Source organism: Spirosoma flavus (assembly GCF_054778555.1).
In genome coordinates, this window is record NZ_BAAGZL010000001.1 from 1,998,653 (window position 1) to 2,019,327 (window position 20,675).

16 protein-coding genes are annotated in these 20,675 nt (G+C 48.5%); 9 read left to right on the forward strand and 7 right to left on the reverse strand.

All coding sequences use genetic code 11. The features are described from left to right. Positions 1 to 82 precede the first annotated feature (82 nt). Entirely contained in the window at positions 83 to 1,618 is a 1,536-nt protein-coding gene (gene amaB / locus ACYVF1_RS07790; protein ID WP_461077268.1) for an L-piperidine-6-carboxylate dehydrogenase, read from the forward strand. 346 nt (positions 1,619 to 1,964) lie between these two features. After that, positions 1,965 to 5,252 carry a CotH kinase family protein gene (locus ACYVF1_RS07795; RefSeq protein ID WP_461077270.1) on the forward strand — a complete coding sequence of 1,096 codons (3,288 nt, stop codon included), beginning with the start codon at positions 1,965 to 1,967 and terminating at the stop codon, positions 5,250 to 5,252. Between the two features lie 28 nt (positions 5,253 to 5,280). On the opposite strand, the gene ACYVF1_RS07800 is transcribed toward ACYVF1_RS07795, so the two are convergent. Next, complete coding sequence (locus ACYVF1_RS07800; protein ID WP_461077272.1) at positions 5,281 to 6,018, reverse strand: class I SAM-dependent methyltransferase; 738 nt, start codon at positions 6,016 to 6,018, stop codon at positions 5,281 to 5,283. Positions 6,019 to 6,190: 172 nt separating this feature from the next. On the opposite strand from ACYVF1_RS07800, the gene ACYVF1_RS07805 reads away from it, so the two are divergent. From ACYVF1_RS07805 to ACYVF1_RS07830, 6 genes are all read left to right on the forward strand, one after another. Beyond that, positions 6,191 to 6,589: a c-type cytochrome gene (locus ACYVF1_RS07805; protein WP_461077274.1), complete on the forward strand. Its 399-nt coding sequence runs from the start codon at positions 6,191 to 6,193 to the stop codon at positions 6,587 to 6,589. Positions 6,590 to 6,763: 174 nt separating this feature from the next. Continuing rightward, entirely contained in the window at positions 6,764 to 7,105 is a 342-nt protein-coding gene (locus ACYVF1_RS07810; RefSeq protein WP_461077276.1) for a DUF6686 family protein, read from the forward strand. Between the two features lie 27 nt (positions 7,106 to 7,132). Further along, complete coding sequence (locus ACYVF1_RS07815; RefSeq protein ID WP_461077278.1) at positions 7,133 to 7,423, forward strand: hypothetical protein; 291 nt, start codon at positions 7,133 to 7,135, stop codon at positions 7,421 to 7,423. An 89-nt stretch (positions 7,424 to 7,512) separates the two neighbouring features. Next, positions 7,513 to 7,992, forward strand: a complete 480-nt coding sequence (locus tag ACYVF1_RS07820; protein ID WP_461077280.1) for a Fur family transcriptional regulator — start codon at positions 7,513 to 7,515, stop codon at positions 7,990 to 7,992. Positions 7,993 to 8,193: 201 nt separating this feature from the next. Further along, positions 8,194 to 9,195, forward strand: coding sequence for a glycoside hydrolase family 43 protein (locus tag ACYVF1_RS07825; protein ID WP_461077837.1), 1,002 nt, complete (start codon positions 8,194 to 8,196; stop codon positions 9,193 to 9,195). Between the two features lie 53 nt (positions 9,196 to 9,248). Then, complete coding sequence (locus ACYVF1_RS07830) at positions 9,249 to 10,391, forward strand: cellulase family glycosylhydrolase (protein WP_461077282.1); 1,143 nt, start codon at positions 9,249 to 9,251, stop codon at positions 10,389 to 10,391. A gap of 98 nt (positions 10,392 to 10,489) precedes the next feature. On the opposite strand, the gene ACYVF1_RS07835 is transcribed toward ACYVF1_RS07830, so the two are convergent. From ACYVF1_RS07835 to ACYVF1_RS07850, 4 genes are all read right to left on the reverse strand, one after another. Next, positions 10,490 to 13,609 (reverse strand): PAS domain-containing sensor histidine kinase, encoded by a 3,120-nt coding sequence (locus tag ACYVF1_RS07835; RefSeq protein ID WP_461077284.1) that lies wholly within the window; start codon positions 13,607 to 13,609, stop codon positions 10,490 to 10,492. A 37-nt stretch (positions 13,610 to 13,646) separates the two neighbouring features. Further along, positions 13,647 to 14,000 carry a VOC family protein gene (locus ACYVF1_RS07840; RefSeq protein WP_461077286.1) on the reverse strand — a complete coding sequence of 118 codons (354 nt, stop codon included), beginning with the start codon at positions 13,998 to 14,000 and terminating at the stop codon, positions 13,647 to 13,649. Between the two features lie 80 nt (positions 14,001 to 14,080). Next, positions 14,081 to 15,118, reverse strand: a complete 1,038-nt coding sequence (locus ACYVF1_RS07845; protein ID WP_461077288.1) for an aldo/keto reductase — start codon at positions 15,116 to 15,118, stop codon at positions 14,081 to 14,083. 53 nt (positions 15,119 to 15,171) lie between these two features. Next, positions 15,172 to 15,687 carry a cupin domain-containing protein gene (locus ACYVF1_RS07850; RefSeq protein WP_461077290.1) on the reverse strand — a complete coding sequence of 172 codons (516 nt, stop codon included), beginning with the start codon at positions 15,685 to 15,687 and terminating at the stop codon, positions 15,172 to 15,174. 289 nt (positions 15,688 to 15,976) lie between these two features. Here ACYVF1_RS07850 and ACYVF1_RS07855 point away from each other — a divergent pair, with 289 nt between their 5' ends. Then, entirely contained in the window at positions 15,977 to 18,259 is a 2,283-nt protein-coding gene (locus tag ACYVF1_RS07855) for an NADP-dependent malic enzyme (RefSeq protein ID WP_461077292.1), read from the forward strand. A gap of 75 nt (positions 18,260 to 18,334) precedes the next feature. Here ACYVF1_RS07855 and ACYVF1_RS07860 read toward each other — a convergent pair whose 3' ends face one another. Together ACYVF1_RS07860 and ACYVF1_RS07865 are read right to left on the reverse strand one after the other, a co-directional pair. Next, a complete protein-coding gene (locus ACYVF1_RS07860) occupies positions 18,335 to 18,886 on the reverse strand; it encodes an NADPH-dependent FMN reductase (RefSeq protein ID WP_461077294.1) in 552 nt (183 codons plus the stop codon). Positions 18,887 to 18,967: 81 nt separating this feature from the next. Beyond that, the gene (locus ACYVF1_RS07865) at positions 18,968 to 20,656 is read right to left on the reverse strand and encodes a VRR-NUC domain-containing protein (protein ID WP_461077296.1); all 1,689 of its coding nucleotides are present in this window, start codon (positions 20,654 to 20,656) and stop codon (positions 18,968 to 18,970) included. Positions 20,657 to 20,675: the final 19 nt, after the last annotated feature.

A 20,675-nucleotide genomic window follows, 5' to 3' on the forward strand; every position in this document is an offset into this window, starting at 1 on the left:
TTAAAAAGTTTTTGAATAGACACATAATTGTTAACTGTCAGGCCAGTAGATTTGGTCTTTTTCAACAAACCAAATTCGAGTTATGCAGTCGATTCTTCCACTTCCAACCCAACCCGTAAAACCAGGCACCAGCACCGGTTTACATTTCTGGCACGATGAAAATAAGAAAAATCTGAACGTACTCGATTCCTATTCACCAGCTGACGGACAGCTTATTGCCCGCGTACACGTATCAACCCGATCGGATTATGATCAGGTTGTGGCAACGGCGCAGGCTGCTTTTGCCGAATGGCGACTGGTGCCCGCGCCACGACGAGGTGAAATTGTTCGGCAAATGGGTGAGCAGTTCCGACGATATAAACGGGAACTCGGTACGTTGGTGAGCTACGAAATGGGAAAATCGCTTCAGGAAGGACTGGGCGAAGTTCAGGAAATAATTGATATCTGCGATTTTGCGGTCGGGCAGTCGCGGCAATTATATGGACTGGCCATGCAGTCTGAGCGGCCCGCGCATCGGATGATGGAACAATGGCATCCGCTGGGAGTGATTGGTATTATTTCGGCCTTTAACTTTCCGGTGGCGGTCTGGTCCTGGAACGCCATGATTGCCTGGGTCTGTGGCAACGTATGTGTCTGGAAACCATCCGAAAAAACACCGCTGACGGCACTCGCCTGCCAGCAGATTATTGGCGAAGTGCTACGTAACAACGACGTACCGGAAGGGGTATCTTGTCTGATTACCGGCGGACGTGACGCGGGTGAATGGCTGGCTCGTGACCCACGTATTGCGCTGGTGTCGGCTACCGGGAGTACACGCATGGGAAAGGCCGTGGCTGAAACCGTAGCGAGCCGATTGGGAAAAACATTGCTGGAACTGGGCGGCAACAACGCCATTATTGTTTCGGAATACGCCGACCTGGATCTCGCAATTCCGGCCATTGTGTTTGGGGCAGTAGGCACAGCTGGCCAGCGTTGTACGACCACACGACGTATCATTGTTCAGGAACGTATTTATGACGATGTGAAAAATCGACTCAAAAAGGCGTATGCGCAGCTACGTATCGGCAGCCCACTCGAAGAGACGTATCACGTGGGACCTTTAATTGACACGGCTGCGGTTGCCAGCTACCAGCAGACTGTTCAGGAAATACGGGAGTTGGGTGGACACTTTTTGGTAGAACCGGGCGTGCTTAATGGCCTGGGATTTGAGTCGGGCTGCTACGTTCGTCCGTGCATTGCCGAAGCCGAAAATGGCTGGCCGGTAGCTCAGCGTGAAACCTTTGCTCCAATTCTTTATCTGCTCAAATACACTACGTTAGAAGACGCCATTCAACAGCAAAACAGCGTTCCGCAAGGCTTGTCATCGGCTATTTTTACGCTGAATATGCGCGAAGCCGAGCGATTTTTATCGACTATTGGCTCCGATTGTGGCATTGCTAATGTGAATATTGGTACGTCAGGAGCCGAGATAGGTGGGGCATTCGGTGGCGAGAAAGAAACGGGTGGTGGACGCGAATCAGGTTCCGACGCCTGGAAAGCCTATATGCGTCGGCAGACCAATACCATCAATTACGGAACTACAATGCCTCTTGCTCAAGGTATTACGTTCGAATTATAGAGGATCAAAAATTGGGTATAATTACTATATTAAAGTTACGTTCTGGCGGCAATATATGGTACGTGTATCATGTATTGCCGCTAGAATATTATATGACGATGACGATTAAGTTACTAAAGATTGGCAATTGTAAAGTTTTGATGTATAGTATATTAAATAAATAATAACACATTGGGCTGACCTGAAATTGATGTAGATTTGTAATTTATCATTAGTGCCAAACTATATAATTTAAGCTTTTTTGATGAGTATTTATAACAACATTTTTTGAAGTTAACCATTGATTTTATAAGCTCATAAGTAGCTTTTGAGTACTAATTTGTAGTTCTTTCCACGCCAAAAATTTATGAAGAGTCTGTGCATACTGCATTTGCTATGCTTATTCTGTCTTGTCAGTTTATCATCTTGGGGTCAGCAACTTTATATTAATGAAATTATGGCCTCCAATGGCACAACCATTGCCGATGCGACGGGGGCCTATGAAAGTTGGTTTGAGATTTACAACCCCACATCAACTACAGTTGATATAGGAGGGTACTACGTTACTGATAACCTTGGGAATCCTACCAAATCTCGAATTCCGACCGGGTCTCCACAAACCATCATACCAGCAAACGGATACATTATTTTGTGGGCCAGTGGGGCGCTTAATAGAGGTCCTTTACACCTAAATTTTAAACTCTCAGTTGCAGGAGAAGCAATTGGCCTGTTCAGTCCATCTGCAACAATGGTTAATCAGGTGATTTTTGGGCCGCAGCGTACAGATATTTCCTGGGGGCGGCAACCGGATGGGTCGGAGGACTGGATTTTCTTCAAGAACACACCGCTAGCCACTAACATCAGTCCGGGAGCGTCGAATATTGCTAAAACGGGCTATCCGGTGGCGCTTAATGCACCTACTTTCTCGCAAACAGGTGGTTTTTATGCCGATAGTTTTAACCTGGCAATCACTCCAAACGACGCGGGTGCTACAATTTACTACACGCTCGATGGTTCGGACCCTGACCCTGCTAATTTGACGGGCACTACGTTTCAGTATAAAAACAGCTTTCCGGAGTTTCCTGAGCAGCCGTTTGGTTCTTTTCTAACCGACTCGTCGCTGACGTATGCTTATTCAGGGCCTATCCTTATTCGCGACCGAACGACTGATGTCAACAGGCTTTCTTTAAAATCATCTACTTTCTTTGATCCATATTCTTATTTCCCCGTTACGTCTGTTTTCAAAGGAACAGTAGTACGTGCTGTTGCTTATAAAGATGGCTCGCTGGTCAGCGACATTGTTACGCAAACGTATTTTATTACCCCTAATTCGTCCCAACGTTATGGTGTTCCCGTAGTGTCGATTGCTACCGATCAACGAAACTTGTTTGACTACAATACAGGAATTTTTACGCCTGGTGTCACCTTCGACAATTGGCGTACGGCTAATCCTGATTTAGGTGTACCTTGCGGAGTCGGCAATTATGCCAATGATGGTGATACGTGGGTACGACAGGGTAACATAGAGTTTTTTCTTTCTTCCAATTCCGTTATAAATCAGGGGGTAGGGCTGGCCATCAATGGGGGATGTTCGCGAGGGGTTCCTGCAAAGAGTTTACGTCTGTATGGTTATACCGATTTTAGATATCCGTTCTTTAGTAATCGATCCAGTAATCAATTTTATAACCGTTTACTGCTACGTAACGGCGGAAACAACTGGAATTATAATATCATAGCCGATTCGTATGCGTTGACAATGGCTCAGCATCTGCCTTTCGATACGCAGGCTAACCGGCCCAGTGTCCTGTTTGTCAATGGAGAATTTAATGGCGTTTATAGCCTCAATGAACGCTACGATAAATATTATCTAAATCGGAATTACCAGGTTGATAGTGACAGCGTTGACATTGTTTCTATCTCCTTTGGGTACCAAGCCGATGAAGGCGATTTAACACGGTATGGTGCTCTGGTGGATTATTTCAACCTGACCAGTTCGGTCAGTTATAGTTACGTGAATACGCAGATGGATATTGAGAATTTCACCGACTATCAGATCACCGAAATATTTACCAATAATATCGACTGGCCTCAAAACAATAATATGTGCTGGCGAAAGCGGACCAGTACGTATATACCGAATGCGCCGAAAGGACATGATGGCCGCTTTCGCTGGATGATGAAAGACGTGGATTTGGCCCTGAGTTGCGCGAGCGGCTGTACGGGAAATGCTCTTGAACTGGCTATGGCTTCGCAGTATAATCTTTTCCTTCCTAAGTTATTAGCCTTATCAGACTATAAAAAGTACTTCATCAACCGCTACGCTGATCTGCTGAATACTACGTTCGACAGCACACGTACTATTTCTCTGCTGAATACCATGCAGGAGCAATATCGGCCCTACATAACCGAACATTTCAATCGATGGAAAACGGGTACTACGTTAGCATCGTGGTTAACCAATGTTGATGATATTCGAACTTTTTTGCGAGTGCGTCCTGATTATGTTCGTAATCATATAAAAGCTAAGTTCAACTTAACGGGCACGAGCAGCCTGACGGTTGATGTTTCAAATAGCACTGCGGGCTACGTTAAGGTAAATACCATTGATTTATTGCCTACAACGGTTGGCGTTCCAGCCACTCCCTACCCCTGGAAAGGTATTTATTTTCAGGGCGTTACTATTCGCTTAGTTGCCAAAGTCAAAACCGGCTATGTCTTCGTTGGCTGGAAGGAGGGAAGTGTAACCGTTTCTACCGACACGGCCTATACCTACAATCCACTCACCAATCGCAAGCTAGTTGCCGTATTCGATTTCGACTATTCCATTCCCCCGACTCCACACGTACTGAGCAGCAGCGAATATCGGTTTGAGGCATGGCCAGCCAGCTCGCCGGCTGGTACGTATCCAGCTCATATGCAGTTGGTCAGCATGAACCAGGCCGACCCGCCCTTGTCGGCTACTTATGCCCTGGCCGACACCGTGAAGGGAGCCTACAATCTCACTAGCAGCACCCGGATTAACGGGCTGGAGGCCAATGGCTTATCGTTCATCAACACAGGCGGCACTAATCCGGGCTATCAGGCAACCTCGTTGGGGGCGGCTGTGCTGGCCCTGAGCACCAGCGGAGTTTCCAAAGCCAGTGTGCGCTGGGTAGGGGGGACGGTGACGCCGGGAGCACGGCAATATCGGATTCGGCTACGTTACCGCATCGGCAACAGCGGCCCCTTTGTGGACCTGCTCGACGCATCAAACCAGGTGGTAGAATATGTACGTAGTGAAACGGCCAACCAGAGCAGCACAATTGGACCAATTGATCTGCCAGCCACGTTACTGAATCAGCCTTATGTTCAGCTGGCCTGGCAGTACTATTATACGGGGGTAGGAACGTCGGGGAGTCGGGACCAGCTGCGGCTGGATGACATCCTGATCGTGGCAGGCGACCGTTGCTGGAGTGCAGGCTCGGGCAGTTGGCATGAGGCCTCGACCTGGAGTTGTGGTCGGGTGCCTACGATTCAGGATTATGTTGTCATTAAAAGCGGTCATCAGGTGAATTTCTCCACGACCAATACGGAGATAAAAGGTCTGCGGTTAGAAGAAAATGCCCGATTAGTATATGGATTGCCATTAGCCAAAATAGTCATCCGCAAGCCCTGAAACTAGCTGAACAGTTTCCTGGTCGCCTTTATAGGTGACCTAGCCGTAAAAAAATTGGGAATTGCACCTCACGTTCCTCCGTGCCCCAACGTACCTGGATTGCTTCCCCCAGATCGATTACGGGATCGGTTTCGTTTTCGTGGATATACTGACGTACTGCCGACCAGGTCCGCAGGTAGTTCAGAAATCGCTCCAGCGACCAGCTACGTTTAGCGGTGAAAGTAGCCCGCTGCGCATCTCGAAAAGGAAATAGTAACGTAGCATAAGCCGTATCAACGTACTGCCGTTGCGGGTCCCAGTAAGGGCCGATGCGGTTTCGGTAAAAATCCAGCATGATTGGGTCAATCTCTTCGCCAAGCTGAACCAACCCATAGCCCCATTCGGCAATCGTAGCGCCGGGTTTTGCTACTCGCCTGACTTCCTGATGAAAGGCAGTTAAATCAAACCAGTGCAGCGCCTGTGCTACGGTAATTAAGTCGAACGTAGCGTCAGGAAATGGCGTCTGTTCGGCAGAGCTTGGCTGGTAATGAATGTTAGGTAGCTGAACGGCAAGCGCTAGTTGTGTTTCGCTAATGTCGGTGGCTTCTACCTGGTTGAAATGCTCGGCAAGGGCTCCTGCTACCTGTCCGTTACCGGTTGCACAATCCCAGGCAGTTTGCCGTTCGGGCGTATGGGACAGAATAAATTCATATAAATCATCAGGATAATCAATGCGGTACTGAGCGTAAAGATTGGCGTGGCCAGAGAAGCGATCGAGTGGTTGCATAAACGTTTTTTGTACAAATTTTAAACGTTTTCTAACAAGAACTATCTAATGTTTAGTTTATAGGAAAAACCGAAGCCAAAATTGGGTTATCGTCTGAAACCATATATTTTTGCGCGGCTGACCTACTAATCGCTCATTCAATTGTTTGTTCATTTATCGATTACCTAATCACATGAAAAAACCATTTGGCATTCTCATCGCTTCGGCTGCGCTTGTCGTAGCCTCTTTCGACGCTAACGCTCAGGCACCCGCCGATATTCCGGCTGATATGAATGCCCTGATGACGAAACATACGTGTATTGCCTGCCACCGTCCTAACCAGCGGCTCGTCGGTCCGGCTTATGTCGATGTGGCCAAGAAAAATTACAGTGATGAAAAGATTGTGGAATTGATTTACAAACCCGAACCATCGCACTGGCCGGGTTACCCTCCGATGGCTCCTATGACACAGGTGCCAAAAGAAGACGCAATGAAGCTGGCCCATTGGATTAACTCGCTCGATGGCGGTTCAAAGACGACGACCAAAAAATCATCGACTTCTACTACGAAGAAGACTACCAAAAAGTCGTAATTGACCTTTTACTTAAAAAAGCCCTTTCCCGAAAGAGAAAGGGCTTTTTTGTTTTATAGCCTGAAAATCAATGTTCTAAATTATTTTGATGTAAAACAGTGTCGCCAAAGTTTGTAAGGGAAAGTTTTCATTGTATGTTTGTTTAAAATTATTCTAAATAAGAGAATGTCGCTTATGGAACACAAGCATCAGCTAAAGTCTCTTTCTCAGACCGACAATGGATACGTGGGCTATTGCGCGGGTTGCCAATCGTATAACGTAGCCTACAAAAATTCCCTGTTTGTTTTATCGGAAGAGGAATTCAGGTGTTATCGACAGGTTATGCTGGAGCGTACCGCCATGAACTCTTTTTTTACGTCGCACGGCAAAGAGTGGCTACTCAAAACACCGATGCCGAATTATTTCATTCTGTTCGCTGACTCAGAAATTGATGAACTCACTCAGATGCTGGATGAAGCGTATCTGATGCGGGAAGTGGAGCATATTCTGGAAACCCCATCATCGACAAATCGTTAGCCTAACCCATAGCCTTTTCTCAACGTAATGAATCAGCCAGCGACATATTCCCAAACCGGTTATCATAATCTTCAGGACGTCGGTGGTTTTGTGGAAATTCATTTTAAAGGCAAGCTGCTGAGACTAAGTCAACAGGAAATCAATACATTGTTAAGCGGGCTTTCAACGGCGTGGACCGTTCTGTATCAGGTTGGTCTTTTCGACGTCTGGGATACGTGTATCCGAACCGGTTTTCAGGGCAGGAATAGTCAGATAACATTTCAGGAATATAGCGAACTCAGTCTGGCTTTACAGGAAGCCTTTCTGCAGCTCGACTAAACGAACTTCACCAGGTAATCATAGGTTAGTAGAGAAGGAGCAAAGGAACTGGTTAATGACCAGTTCCTTTCTAAAAAATAACAGCAGGTATGCAGGAATCAAATACACTTTTAGCCACCGCTCGGGCCAAATTAGAAGAAATGCTGCTGGCCAGAGGGCTACGTCGATCTTCGGAACGATTTGCTATTCTGGAAGAAGTTTATTCACGAAACGACCATTTCGATGCTGAAGATTTATTTCAGGCCATGCATCAGAAATCGTATCCGGTGAGCCGAGCCACAGTTTACAATACGTTGGAGGTATTGGTTGAATGTGGTCTGGTCAGTCGGCACCAGTTCGGCGATAATGATAAAGTCAGAAGTCGCTACGAAAAATCGCTTGGACGGCAGCAGCACGCCCATCTGGTTTGCACAGTTTGCCACAGAGTAACTGAATTTTGCGACCCCCGGCTGCACCTGATCAAAACGAACGTAGGACAATCCATGCAATTTCAGGTCGATTCGCATTCGCTGGTATTTTACGGTCACTGCACAGGTGGTGATTGTGGGAACGGAATGAATGATGAATGATATATTGTGTATAATATATAATGTATGGCGTATACGTAGTAAGTAATGCACCAAACATCTTACTTCATACATTATTATAAATTTGTTAGGGGTAAAATCGTATGTTTCGGCCTTTACCTAACAACTACGTATCATTACCCTATGACCTTTCCGTTCTCCAGGAACCATTTTGGCGTATTGCTGCTGTTCAGTTTATGCCTGATGAGCCAGTTGGCATTTAGCCAGCGCACTTTTACCAATCCCATTAAAAACTCAGGTCCTGACCCGTGGGTGATTCAAAAAGACGGCTGGTATTATTACATGAACACGACGGGGCGAAATCTTACCCTCTGGAAAACCCGCAACGTAGCAGATCTTAATACGGCCGAAAGTAAAGTAATCTACACACCCCCCGCCGGAAAGGCCTACTCCCGCGATTTATGGGCACCTGAAATTCATTTTTTCAACAATCGCTGGTACGTTTATTTTTCCGCCGATTCACTCAATAACCTCACTCACCGGGTTTGGGTCATTGAAAATACGTCGCCCGACCCGATGCAGGGCGAATGGACGATGAAAGGAAAAATTGGCGATAAAGACGACCATTGGGAAATCGATATGTCGGTTGTTGATTTTAACGGGCAATTGTATGCGGCCTGGTCGGGGTGGGAGGGGGCTACCAATGGGCGTCAGGATATTTACATCGCCCGACTGAAAAACCCCTGGACCATCGACGGCGACCGAGTCAAACTTTCTCAGCCAGACCTTCCCTGGGAACGCCACGGCGACGTACCGCAGGAGTGGCAGAAAAACGGTGAGGTCCCTAAAATCTATGTCAATGAAGGGCCGGAGTTTCTGGTTCACGACAACAAACTGTTTCTGGTGTATTCGGCCAATGCCTGCTGGCTCGACTACTGTCTGGGCTTGCTGACGTATAAAGGCCAGGGCGATATACTCGATCCTGAAAACTGGACTAAAAGCCAGCAGCCCGTTTTCACACAATCGCCCGAAAACGGTGTTTGGGCGCCGGGACACGGTGGCTTTTTTCGTTCGGCCGATGGCAAACAGGACTGGATGATTTATCATGCCAATTCTTCGGAAAAGGATGGTTGCGGTAATAAACGGGCTCCCCATATCCAGCCATTTACGTGGAATGCTGACGGCTCACCTAATTTCGGTAAGCCAGCCCCTAAAACACCGATGCCTGTTCCTTCAGGTTCTTAACTAGTAATGAGCGCTGAACGCTTATCTTTAATCTCTTACTACTAATTTTTCTTATGAAGCGATTATCTGTTTTTGTTCTTCTTTTTATCACTACGTTATCGCTGGCGCAGCAAAGCGCACCCGGTCGGTGGACGGCGGAGAAAGCCAATGCCTGGTATGCCAAAGAACCGTTTCTGGTGGGCGCTAACTACATACCTGCCAATGCGATCAATGAACTCGAAATGTTTCAGGCCGAAAGTTTCGACCCGGCTACTATCGATAAAGAACTGGCGCTGGCCGAAGGTCTGGGCATGAATACCATGCGCGTATTTCTGCACGATCTGCTCTGGCAGGATGCCGCCGGTTTTACCAAACGGCTCGATCAATTTTTGGGTTTGTGCGCTAAACACAAAATCAGACCCATGCTGGTACTGTTCGATTCCTGTTGGGACCCGCATCCGAAACTAGGCAAACAGCGCGATCCGCAACCCGGAATTCATAATTCTGGATGGCTGCAAAGCCCCGGTGCCGACGCCCTTGGTGATCCGTCTCAATACCCGCGGCTGGAAGCTTACGTAAAAGGCGTAGTAGGTGCGTTTAAAGACGATAACCGCATTCTGGCCTGGGACACCTGGAATGAACCTGACAATGGTAACGATAACAGCTACGGGCAGAACCACCTGAAAACGGAATTGCCTAAAGATCAGAAAATTGATATCATTACCAGACTCTTGCCGCAGGTGTTTCAATGGACAAGAGCTGCCGGTGCTACGCAACCATTAACCTCGGCGCCCTGGATTTTTAACGGTACACACGACTGGAGCGATCCCGCTAAGTGGACGCCGATGGAGAAGGTTCAGTTCGAAAATTCCGATATCATTTCGTTTCACCAGTACTCAACCACCGACGACCTCGAAAAAATTATTCCCATTCTCCAGAAAATGGGTCGTCCGGTAATCTGTACGGAGTACATGGCTCGTGGTGCCAATAGCAAATTCCAAACGCATTTGCCCATTGCTAAAAAGGCAAAAGTGGGTATGATTAACTGGGGATTTGTGGCCGGAAAAACCCAGACTTTTTTACCCTGGGATAGCTGGCAGAAACCCTACGTAAACGGCCGTGAGCCAGCCATCTGGTTTCACGAGGTTTTTAAAACCGATGGAACGCCCATCGACCCCACAGAAACGGCAGCTATCAAGCAGTCGACGGGGAAATAGTAAGTTATAGAGTTATAAAGTTGTAGGGTTGTAAAGTTGGCTGACGCCTAAATACATGTATGCGTCAGCCAACTTTACAACCCTACAACTTTATAACTCTATAATGGTAAATAGATGACGAACGTAGCGCCTTCGCCGGGGTGACTAAAGGCGGTGATTGCTCCCCCGTGATTTGAAACGACTTTCTCGCAAATGGCCAGCCCAATGCCAGTCCCCGCGTATTCGGTACGTCCGTGCAGACGCTGGAAGACCTGAAAAATGCGGTCGATGTATTTTTCATCAAAACCAATCCCGTTGTCGACCACACGAATACAGTGATACGTTGCACTTTGACGAGCCGGTTTAGCGTTGGCAGGAAGTTTCGCTGAGGTAACCTGACTTACCTGAATCTCAATGTGAGGAATCACATCAGGTTTTTGAAACTTAAGGGCGTTACTTAATAGATTCTGAAATAACTGCCGCAGTTGCGATTCGTCGCCTGTTACGGTCGGCAGCTGATCTAGCTTGATACGTGCATTCGATTGCGCAATGGCTACCTCCAGATTATCTATTACGTCGGCCACCACCTGATTGAGCGGTACAGGAGCCGCTGTTTCCTGACGTACCGAAATGCGGGAAAACGTTAGCAAATCTTTAATTAGCAACGACATACGATTGGCTGCCATTTGCATTCGTTCCAGATACGTAACGCCTTCGCCCAGTTTTTCGACGTACTGATTCTTCAGAATATCGCCAAACGACATGATCTTACGTAACGGCTCCTGTAAGTCGTGGCTGGCGATGTAGGCAAACTTCTCCAGATTCTCGTTCGAGCGACGAAGGTCGTGATTCGAGGCCGTCAGCTGTTCCGTGCGAGCCTGTATCTGTTGTTCCAGACTGGCGGCCAGTTCTTCAATTTCTTTTCGAATATGGACCTGTTCTGTTACGTCGACGGCCATATTCAGAATGGCGTATATCTCACCTTCCGCAGTAGTTAAAGGTTTGTAGGTGAAATTAAAATAATACGATCCTAATTTATTATTGACCACCAAATCGGCTCTTGCCTCCTGCGTATGATAGGCAACGCCAGTCGTATATACTTCATCGAGAAGTTGGAGAAACGGTTGGCCTTCCAGTTCGGGAAGCGCTTCGTGAAGGGGCATCCCGATAATGGACTTATCTTTTCCCCATAGCTTAAGCATGGCCTCGTTAGGCATTTCAATGATTAGATCCCGACCTCTGTAGATAGCAGTAGCTACGGGAGCTTCGGCAATCAGGTCACGGAATCGCTGTTCACTTTTCTGCAGGGCAGTTTTTGCAGCAACCTGCGTAGTTACCTCGGTAGCAACGACCATGACGCCGGTAATTTCGCCATCGTTGCGCAGGGGAGCGTAAACAAAATTGAAGTAACCTTCCTCAAGCTGGTCGTTTCTGTACAACCAGCAGAGGGTTTCTGTGCCGTAATGCGCAATGCCCAAATCATAAACGCCCTCCAGCAATTCAATGAAGCCTTGGCCCTCCAGCTCGGGTAATGCCTTAATAAGCGGCATCCCAATGATGGATGATTCTTTCCCCCATAACGCCAGCATGGCCGTATTGGCCATTTCGACGTTCATGCTACGTCCGTCCAAAACACTTATGGCCACTGGTGCCTGCATAACCATGTTTCGGAAGCGCTCTTCGGTAGCCCGTAGTTTGGTTTCAGCCTCGATACGTTCCGTAATATCGTACGAGATGATGACCATACCCTCGGCTTCATTCTGCGAATCGTCCAGCCGCGTTACGTTCATCTGCACCCACCGATACGTTCCGTCTTTGCAGATATACCGTTTAATCAGATTGAAGAACGGGCGCTTTCCCCCGGCAACTTCCTTAAATAGCTTAAGGTTGTATTCCCGGTCGTCGGGGTGGGTTAGTTGAATGCTGTTTAGGGTGGAAAGCTCCTCTTTGGAGTAACCCAACAAAAGCGTATAAGCCTCATTGACTAATGTAAAATTAGCCTGCCGATCCGTGAAAGCCATCCCAACCGACGTATTCGCAAAGGCGATAGAGAATCGCTCTTCGGCTTCGCGGAGGGCTCTGATTTTCTCCTTTTGGTCAGTAACATCGAGAGCAATCCCGGAAAATGAAACTGCTTTGCCTGCCGAACCGAAGATGTATTGGCCAATCACCTTGATCCAGTGGTGTGAACCGTCGTTCCAGATAAACCGAACTTCGTAGCTGATGATACCACTACGTGCTCCGTCTTTGTAAGCCTGATCGCGGATGGGCCGATCATCGGGATGAACGTAATCAATCAGAACGCTTCGTGTTAAGCCTTTTTTTGCGTCACCCGTCAAGATGCGGGCCAGGGTGGGTGAATAAACAATGCTGTCGGTGCGTAGATCAACGATAAAGGAGCCTGCCCCCGACCCCTCCAGGGCTAACTTTGCCTGTCGTTCTGATAAATCATTTTTCTCACGGGCAATTACTTCGTCGGTAATATCTTGAGCAACACCCGAAAAGCGGTAAGGTCGGTCGTTTTCGTCGAAGTAAGTCTGCCCCAGGAAGCGCACCCAACGTAGTTTCCCATCGTTCACGCCAATGGTCCGAAAGCGCTGGTCGTAACTTCCGCCAGACTTTATATCCAGCGCCCATTGTACGGCATAATTTACCCTTCCTTTATCTTCAGGGTGAATAAAATCCTGACTTTGCTCGTAGGAAAGCGTATCCACATTGCTTAACCCCACCAACTCCTGGCACCGGGCATCCCAGCTTACTACCCCTGATTTTGGGTCTAAATCCCAGGTGCCCAACTGCGCCGATTTCAGCGCAAACCGCAGTCGTTCTTCGCTCTCGTCGCGCGCTTTCTGCAAGGCAACCCGTTCCGAAATATCCTGCATGGCACCAACCATCCGCACTGCTTTGCCATCGCGGTGCAGAACGTATCCCCGGTCAAAAATAGTGGCGTAGGTGCCATCGGCCCGGCAGAATCGGTATTCGTCAGACCAGTTTGTTCCACCGCTATCAATAACCTCATGGATGGATTTCAGAACGCGCTGTTGATCGTCGGGATGAATATGCTCATACCAGGAGTCGGGCCCACTTTTCAGGCGGTCGTGATTATGGCCAAACAGCGTAAAGAAACCTTCATTCCACCAGACACTATTCGCTTCCAGATCCCAATTCCAGACGGCATCGCGGGTCGCTTTGGCGAGCAGGTCAAACAGTTCGCTGGTTATTACAGATTCGGTATTCAAGGGTTTTCGCTACGTTAAAAATTCAGTAGACATGTTATCAGGCGTATTCAAGTAACTCGAACCGATTGCCAAACGGATCGCGAAAGAAAAACCGGTCCCGTCCGTCGATAACCGACGAATACTCAAGGGTAACCCCTTTCTTCTCTAACGAATTCCGGGCTACTTTCAGGTTAGTAATTTCGAAGGCAGGATGCCGCTTGGAGAAATTACCGTTCGCTTCTTCGCGAATGTGCAACTCAATATCACCAATCTGAAACCACATAGCTCCGTCGGGATGATTTCCCGGAATTTCAGTCAGTTCCAGTACGTCGGTATAAAATGCGCGTGCCTCGGACGTAGCACCGATGGGAATACAAATAAGAAAGTGGTCTACCCGTTTGAACGCAATCATGGAAAATGTTTTAGGTTATCAGCTTTCTGTTTGAACGCGGGTGGTCAGGATTGTAGACCTGACCACCCGCGCTACCTCAATCAATAAAAAGTTGGCGGTGGGTTCAGCGTTACATTCTGACGCTGGTGCCAGTAGGGGTAAATGGGCGGTACGTTGCTGGCGGCATCCAGTTTCTGAAGCTGTTCGGTCGTCAGATTCCAGCCAATAGCTCCCAGATTTTGTGTCAACTGCTCCTCGTTACGTGCCCCAATCACAATACTCGATACCGTTGGCCGTTGCAGTACCCAGTTAATGGCTACCTGCGCTATTGATTTTCCGGTTTCGTTGGCGAGTTCCTCCAACGCATCGGTGATCTTGAAAAACGTTTCTTCGGGTACGACTGCCTGCGGTACGGGGCTGCCACCTTCCACGACCCGGCCTTCGGTTGGAGCCGGTTTGTTACGTCCGTATTTACCACCCAGTCGACCGCCAGCTAATGGACTCCAGACCAGCGCACCCACTCGTTGATCGATACCCAGCGGCATCAGTTCCCATTCGTATTCGCGGTTCACGAGCGAGTAATATACCTGGTGCGCTACGTAGCGATTCCAGCCGTATTTCTCGGAAATTCCCAGCGACTTCATCAGGTGCCAGCCCGAAAAATTAGAACAGGCAACGTAACGTACTTTACCACTCTGCACCAGATCATCCAGGGTACGTAGCGTTTCCTCAATGGGGGTTACGCCGTCGAAACCGTGCATGTGGTAGATGTCGATGTAATCGGTTTGGAGCCGTTTGAGACTGCTTTCGCACTGACGCAGCAGATGAAACCGCGACGAACCCTGGTTATTCGGACCCTCACCAAACGTGAAGGTAGCTTTGGTCGAAATGAGGGCTTTATCGCGTTTGCCGGCCAGCGCTTTCCCCAGAATCTCTTCCGACAGGCCATTTGAATACACATCGGCCGTATCGAACAGATTGACGCCCGCATCCAGGCAAATGTCAACTAACCGAGTCGCTTCGTCGGTTTGCGTGGTTCCCCAGGCTTTAAAAAATTTCGTGCTGCCGCCGAACGTAGCAGTGCCAAAACTCAGGACCGGTACGTTGAGCCCCGACGCGCCTAATTGCCTATATTCCATAAGTCAAAATTCAGGTCTATTTTACCGCAAAGTAAGTAGAATCGATAAAAGTATTAGTGCCATAAAGTTACCAACCCGCCCGACTGCCCCTGCAACGGGTCGGTTTTGGGAACTGGTACGTTAACGATGTTCTTATCCGCTTGCGGACGTTCGCCGGGTTGGCCCCTCAGTACGTCAAAATCACGACCATCTGGATAAGCACCTACTACCCCAAAATCGGGTGACGATTCCAGCTTTTTGTGACCAACCCCCGCCGGAATCACGATGATATCTCCCGCCGTTACGTCCACTTTTTTTCCCTTTTCACCGCCTAACTGCAACGTAGCAGACCCACTATAAACGCCCAGCACTTCGTGCGTAATGCTGTGATAATGATGGTACGGAAAAACACCGTTTCGCCAGGAATTGGTCCAGTTGTTAGCGGCAAATCGTTTTTCCAGCCACGTAGCGCCAGCACTGCCCGTTTCCGAAAATGCTTTTCGGTAGAGTAGGAGCGATAGTTTACTGTTCGGAATTTGGCCGTCGTCGGTGAAGATGAATGTTTCGGGAGGCTGTTGATTTGCTTGCATGGCAATAAAACATAAAAGTAAAGGAACGTATCGCTTGAACCGTTTGACTTTCATAAGCAGAAGAGTCGTAATCAGGTTTTGTATACCACAAAACTAGTACCCGGCTACTACGTTTGCTGCATTGGATAAGTAAAGGCTTTTAAATCAATATTAATTCTACCTTAAAAAAAGCAATGACAAGGGTATTATTTATCGTACTTTTGACGCCTGTCTTTTGAGTATAAATGCTGATCAATTGGGGTTAATTTGTTGATTATAAGTGCTATAAACCGCAACCTTTTCTCGTTTCATGCAACAAAAAATTCGCCGTGAGGATGCGCTTGCGTATCATGCCAAAGGTCGTCCCGGCAAGCTGGAAGTCATTCCAACCAAAGAATACAGTACCCAGACCGATTTGTCGCTGGCCTACTCGCCGGGCGTAGCAGAGCCTTGTTTAGCCATCGCCGAAAACCGGGAAGATGTATATAAATACACGGCCAAAGGCAATCTGGTGGCGGTTATCAGCAACGGTACCGCTGTGCTGGGTTTGGGCGATATTGGCCCCGAAGCCAGCAAACCCGTGATGGAAGGGAAAGGGCTACTTTTCAAGATTTACGCCGACATTGATGTGTTCGATATTGAACTGGATACCAAAGACGTCGATGAATTTGTGCGCATGGTGAAAATTCTGGAACCGACTTTTGGCGGGGTCAATCTGGAAGACATCAAAGCGCCCGAATGTTTCGCTATTGAAGAACGGCTGAAAGCGGAACTGAATATTCCCATCATGCACGACGACCAGCACGGAACGGCCATTATTTCAGCGGCTGCGCTGCTCAACGCACTCGACATTGTGGGCAAAAAAATTGAAGACGCTAAAATTCTGGTCAATGGGGCAGGGGCATCGGCGATTTCGTGTACCAAGCTCTACGTAGCACTGGGCGCCAACGTCGATAACGTAGTGATGTGCGACAGCAAGGGCGTCATCCGGTCCGACCGCGCTGACCTCGACGAACGGAAAAGCCTGTTTGCTACCAAACGCGATCTTACTACGTTGGAGGAAGCTTTTGTGGATTGTGACGTATTTATTGGTTTATCGAAAGGCAATACGGTGAGTCAGGACATGGTACGTTCGATGGCCGAAAATCCAATTGTGTTCGCGATGGCCAACCCGACGCCCGAAATCAGTTACGAAGACGCTACGTCGGCCCGACCCGACGTAATCATGGCAACGGGCCGTTCCGATTATCCGAACCAGGTGAACAACGTATTGGGTTTTCCCTACATTTTTCGGGGTGCACTGGACGTACGGGCTACCGAGATCAACGAAGCCATGAAACTGGCGGCTGTGCACGCGCTAGCCGACATGGCAAAAAAGCCCGTTCCTGATCTGGTAAACATGGCCTATGGAACGGACAATCTGCTTTACGGAAAAGGCTACATCATTCCCAAACCCGTTGATCCCCGACTGCTCGAAACGGTGGCACCGGCGGTGGCTAAAGCCGCAATGGAATCGGGTGTAGCGAAACAGCCCATTACCGATTGGGAAGCCTACGAAAGTCAGCTCGCCCGTCGACTGGGGCAGGATACGCGGATTTCGCGGGTCATTAACAACAAGGCACGTACCAATCCAAAGCGGGTTGTTTTTGCGGATGCCGAAAATCTAAAAGTCTTAAAAGCGGCTCAACAGGTGCGAGATGGCGGTATTGCTTACCCTATTCTGTTGGGCGAAAGTTCGGTTATTCAGGAAATGATTACCCAGAATAACCTCGATTTACACGATGTGCCCATCATTACGCCCCGCAAGGAACAGCAGTTAATTGACCAATTTGCCGACCTGCTCTACAAAAAGCGATACCGGAAAGGATTGACTGTTGCCGACGCCCGCAAACGGATGCTATCGCGTACGCACTTCGGTGCGATGATGGTTGAAACGGGGCAGGCCGACGCGCTGATTTCTGGTTTGACGCACAACTACCCGGACACCATTCGCCCTGCGCTGCAAGTGATTGGTAAAGAGCCGGGTGTGCGAAAAGTAGCTGGTATGTACATTCTGCTCACCAACCGTGGGCCGCTATTTTTCTCCGATACGACGGTTAACATGAATCCGACGGCTGAGGAGATTGTCGAAATTACTGAACTGACGGCCCGTGCTGTCGAGCGATTCAATATAAAGCCACGTATCGCGCTGGTAACATACTCCAATTTTGGCAGCGCCAGTGGCGAAGATGCTGACAAGATGTTGCTGGCCGCCGAAATGCTTCAGGCCAAACACCCCGACATGATTGTCGATGGTTCGATGCAGGCGCACCTGGCGTTCAACGTCGATCTGCTACGTCAGAATTATCCGCTCAGTAAGCTAGTCGATGAAGGAGCTAATACGTTGATTTTTCCGAATTTGTCGGCGGCAAATATTGCTTATAACCTCATGCGCGAAGCGGCTGGCCCACGAGCGGCCGGTTTCGACGTAATCGGACCGATTCTGCTGGGTATGCGGAAACCCGTTTACGTATTACAGCTTGGTTCGTCGGAACGGGAAATTGCCAATATGGTAGCCATTGCGGTAGTAGAAGCACAAGGAACTACGTCATAATGCACAATAAGCAATGCATAACGTATTTGATTAATAATCATTTGCGTTATGCATTGCTTAGTACATATGACCAGGCTACGTTGCTGATGAATACGTTCGCACCAGATCGACATAAGCGTCGGCAAACTGAACTAGTCTGTTTTCAGTATTCGCATCGGTAATTGTGCCTGCTACGTCGATTTTTCCTTTTACGCCCTGTATCAATAGCGTAGTGTCTTCCGTGAAAACGGTTTCAACGGTTTTCATAATCATTTTCAGTTCTTCGTGCCCCATCTGACCGCTGGCCGATGCCGTGATGAGGCCAGTCGGTTTGCCTGAAAAAACAGTACTCGCAACGCACCATTCAATGGCGTTTTTCAGACCACTCGGAATACTGAAAATATACTCGGGCGTGCAGATTATCAGGCCATCAGCGGCTTGAATAGCAGCCCTGAACTGGATAATGGCCTCCGGTACGTTAGTGATTGACTGTTCAGGGTTAAAGGGCGGCAATTCAGATAATCGGTCAAAAATGAGCATGTCGAGATCATCTTTTGCTACGTCCGCAATTCGGTTGACCAGCTTTAGATTCGAAGAGTTTTTACTGGCGCTGCCGATAATGGCAAAAACGGTTTTACGGGAAGGCATGGTATCTGTATAAATCAGGTTGTGCTACGTAGCACTTGCTATGGCGTAGAAAGTTTTTACGATACTGATTAGTTCCACGGCTCACAATTCCCAAATTACCCGAACTACTTTGCCATGGACACCAATGGTCTGGAAAAATTCCAGCCAGTGCAGTTGCTGCGGCCCCAAGTGATCCGTCGGCGATTTAACTTCGACAAATTCATATTTTCCCAGATCGTTCCAGATCAGCAGGTCGGGGAAGCCGCGCGTGTGCTCGCGCAGGTTGCGGGCGATCTCCAGCAAAATGAGTCGTAACTGCTCTACGTCCAGCAAGTCAATGATACGTTGTACAAGCCCCAGCAACTCATCCGACCAGTCGACCAGTACGTTGGTGATGCCATATTTTGCGTTGAACATGCGTCCTACATGCCGTCGCCAGTCGTCTTTATTGGTGAGTTCGGCCAGCCGTTTTTTGAGCAGTTCTTCGCGCTTCAGGTAAAAATCGGGCAAATAAAAATCTGACGGAGCCCGTTGCAGCGGATGGTGAATGGCCGATACGTTGGCGTCGTAGATAATATCCCAGAAAACCAGCCCGAAAAGCCCGCGCCACGGATAGTTTTCAGTAAACGCAGCATCGAAATCCTGCTCCAGGTAATAATTCATGACCCCCGCTTCAACATGATGCCGGTAAGCTGCCGGAATGTTGACGCTTTCGGCATCCGACAGAAAGCGCGTGGTGGCCTTGCGGGGCCGTTTTTTCTCGCCCACGCTCAGGATTTTATCCCGAAAATCGTTGGCGAAATACCGTTCTTCAGCATTTAGCGGATTCAGCGCGATTTCGTCGCAAAGGGCCAGCGCTTCGTCTACAGAACCGTTTCGGAACAGTAGTCGCACGCGCCGTTCGCGGGCCGGAACGCGGTCGGAAAGTTCATAAACCGATAGTGCCTGTTCGGGCAATTTCTGTCGTTCGAGGTAGCCACCAACCCGACAAACCAGTTTTTGATAACCCGGAATGGCAATTTCGGTCAGTTCGGGGCGGGTTTCGTTCCAGTTCAGAAACCAGTTATATATGTCAACGGGTGGCGTTTCGCTTTCTTTCAGGTCGTAGAATTCCTCGCTGGTGAGCGAAATGAGCAACTTATCTTCCACTTCCTTGCGCGTCCGAAACCGGGCCGTTAGCTTGCTATCGTCGTATCGCTCGAAATTGACCATGCCCAGGTCACGTACCACAAACTCGGTCATGTTGACGCTTCGGTTGCCGAAAAACAGGTATTTCACCATCATGCCTTCGGCCTCGAAATTCATTTTCACAACTGTTTCATGCGTGGTCAGCGACGTAACAACTTCGCCAAAATCAAGCTCCTGCATGGCATATTTCACAACGCCTTCTTTTTTCTCTTTGGCTAACGGCCTGATTTCTTCGGGTTCCAGCGGCAGCAGTTCCAGCAGTTCAGGCTTCGTGAATACGCTCAGCGCATCGACGCCAAAGGCTTCGTGCCGGGGCGATAGTCGATCAATAAACCCGGCTGAAACCAACGTATCGACAGCCGCCGGTAAGTCAGTTATTTCGTTATACTGTAGTTTATTAATCCGAAAAAAGAGTCCTTTGCGATTGCTGAATCGTACGTACAGACATTGTGCGTCGAGGCTAAGCGCTTCGAATCGACGCACAAAATCCCATTCGGCGTCGTTTAATAAACCACCGTACAGTCGTTTGACAAAATCCAGTACGTAGCGGAAATTGTCGAGATAATAACGGGGAGTAAGTATAACTTTCTGTCGTCCGACCATACTTAATGAACAAAAAAAC

What these genes read in the sequence shown, in the direction of transcription:
- amaB (WP_461077268.1), top strand. Translation starts at nt 83, where the DNA reads ATGCAGTCGATTCTTCCACTTCCAACCCAACCCGTAAAACCAGGCACC.
- ACYVF1_RS07795 (WP_461077270.1), top strand. Translation starts at nt 1,965, where the DNA reads ATGAAGAGTCTGTGCATACTGCATTTGCTATGCTTATTCTGTCTTGTC.
- ACYVF1_RS07800 (WP_461077272.1), bottom strand. Translation starts at nt 6,018, where the DNA reads ATGCAACCACTCGATCGCTTCTCTGGCCACGCCAATCTTTACGCTCAG.
- ACYVF1_RS07805 (WP_461077274.1), top strand. Translation starts at nt 6,191, where the DNA reads ATGAAAAAACCATTTGGCATTCTCATCGCTTCGGCTGCGCTTGTCGTA.
- ACYVF1_RS07810 (WP_461077276.1), top strand. Translation starts at nt 6,764, where the DNA reads ATGGAACACAAGCATCAGCTAAAGTCTCTTTCTCAGACCGACAATGGA.
- ACYVF1_RS07815 (WP_461077278.1), top strand. Translation starts at nt 7,133, where the DNA reads ATGAATCAGCCAGCGACATATTCCCAAACCGGTTATCATAATCTTCAG.
- ACYVF1_RS07820 (WP_461077280.1), top strand. Translation starts at nt 7,513, where the DNA reads ATGCAGGAATCAAATACACTTTTAGCCACCGCTCGGGCCAAATTAGAA.
- ACYVF1_RS07825 (WP_461077837.1), top strand. Translation starts at nt 8,194, where the DNA reads ATGAGCCAGTTGGCATTTAGCCAGCGCACTTTTACCAATCCCATTAAA.
- ACYVF1_RS07830 (WP_461077282.1), top strand. Translation starts at nt 9,249, where the DNA reads ATGAAGCGATTATCTGTTTTTGTTCTTCTTTTTATCACTACGTTATCG.
- ACYVF1_RS07840 (WP_461077286.1), bottom strand. Translation starts at nt 14,000, where the DNA reads ATGATTGCGTTCAAACGGGTAGACCACTTTCTTATTTGTATTCCCATC.
- ACYVF1_RS07845 (WP_461077288.1), bottom strand. Translation starts at nt 15,118, where the DNA reads ATGGAATATAGGCAATTAGGCGCGTCGGGGCTCAACGTACCGGTCCTG.
- ACYVF1_RS07850 (WP_461077290.1), bottom strand. Translation starts at nt 15,687, where the DNA reads ATGCAAGCAAATCAACAGCCTCCCGAAACATTCATCTTCACCGACGAC.
- ACYVF1_RS07855 (WP_461077292.1), top strand. Translation starts at nt 15,977, where the DNA reads ATGCAACAAAAAATTCGCCGTGAGGATGCGCTTGCGTATCATGCCAAA.
- ACYVF1_RS07860 (WP_461077294.1), bottom strand. Translation starts at nt 18,886, where the DNA reads ATGCCTTCCCGTAAAACCGTTTTTGCCATTATCGGCAGCGCCAGTAAA.
- ACYVF1_RS07865 (WP_461077296.1), bottom strand. Translation starts at nt 20,656, where the DNA reads ATGGTCGGACGACAGAAAGTTATACTTACTCCCCGTTATTATCTCGAC.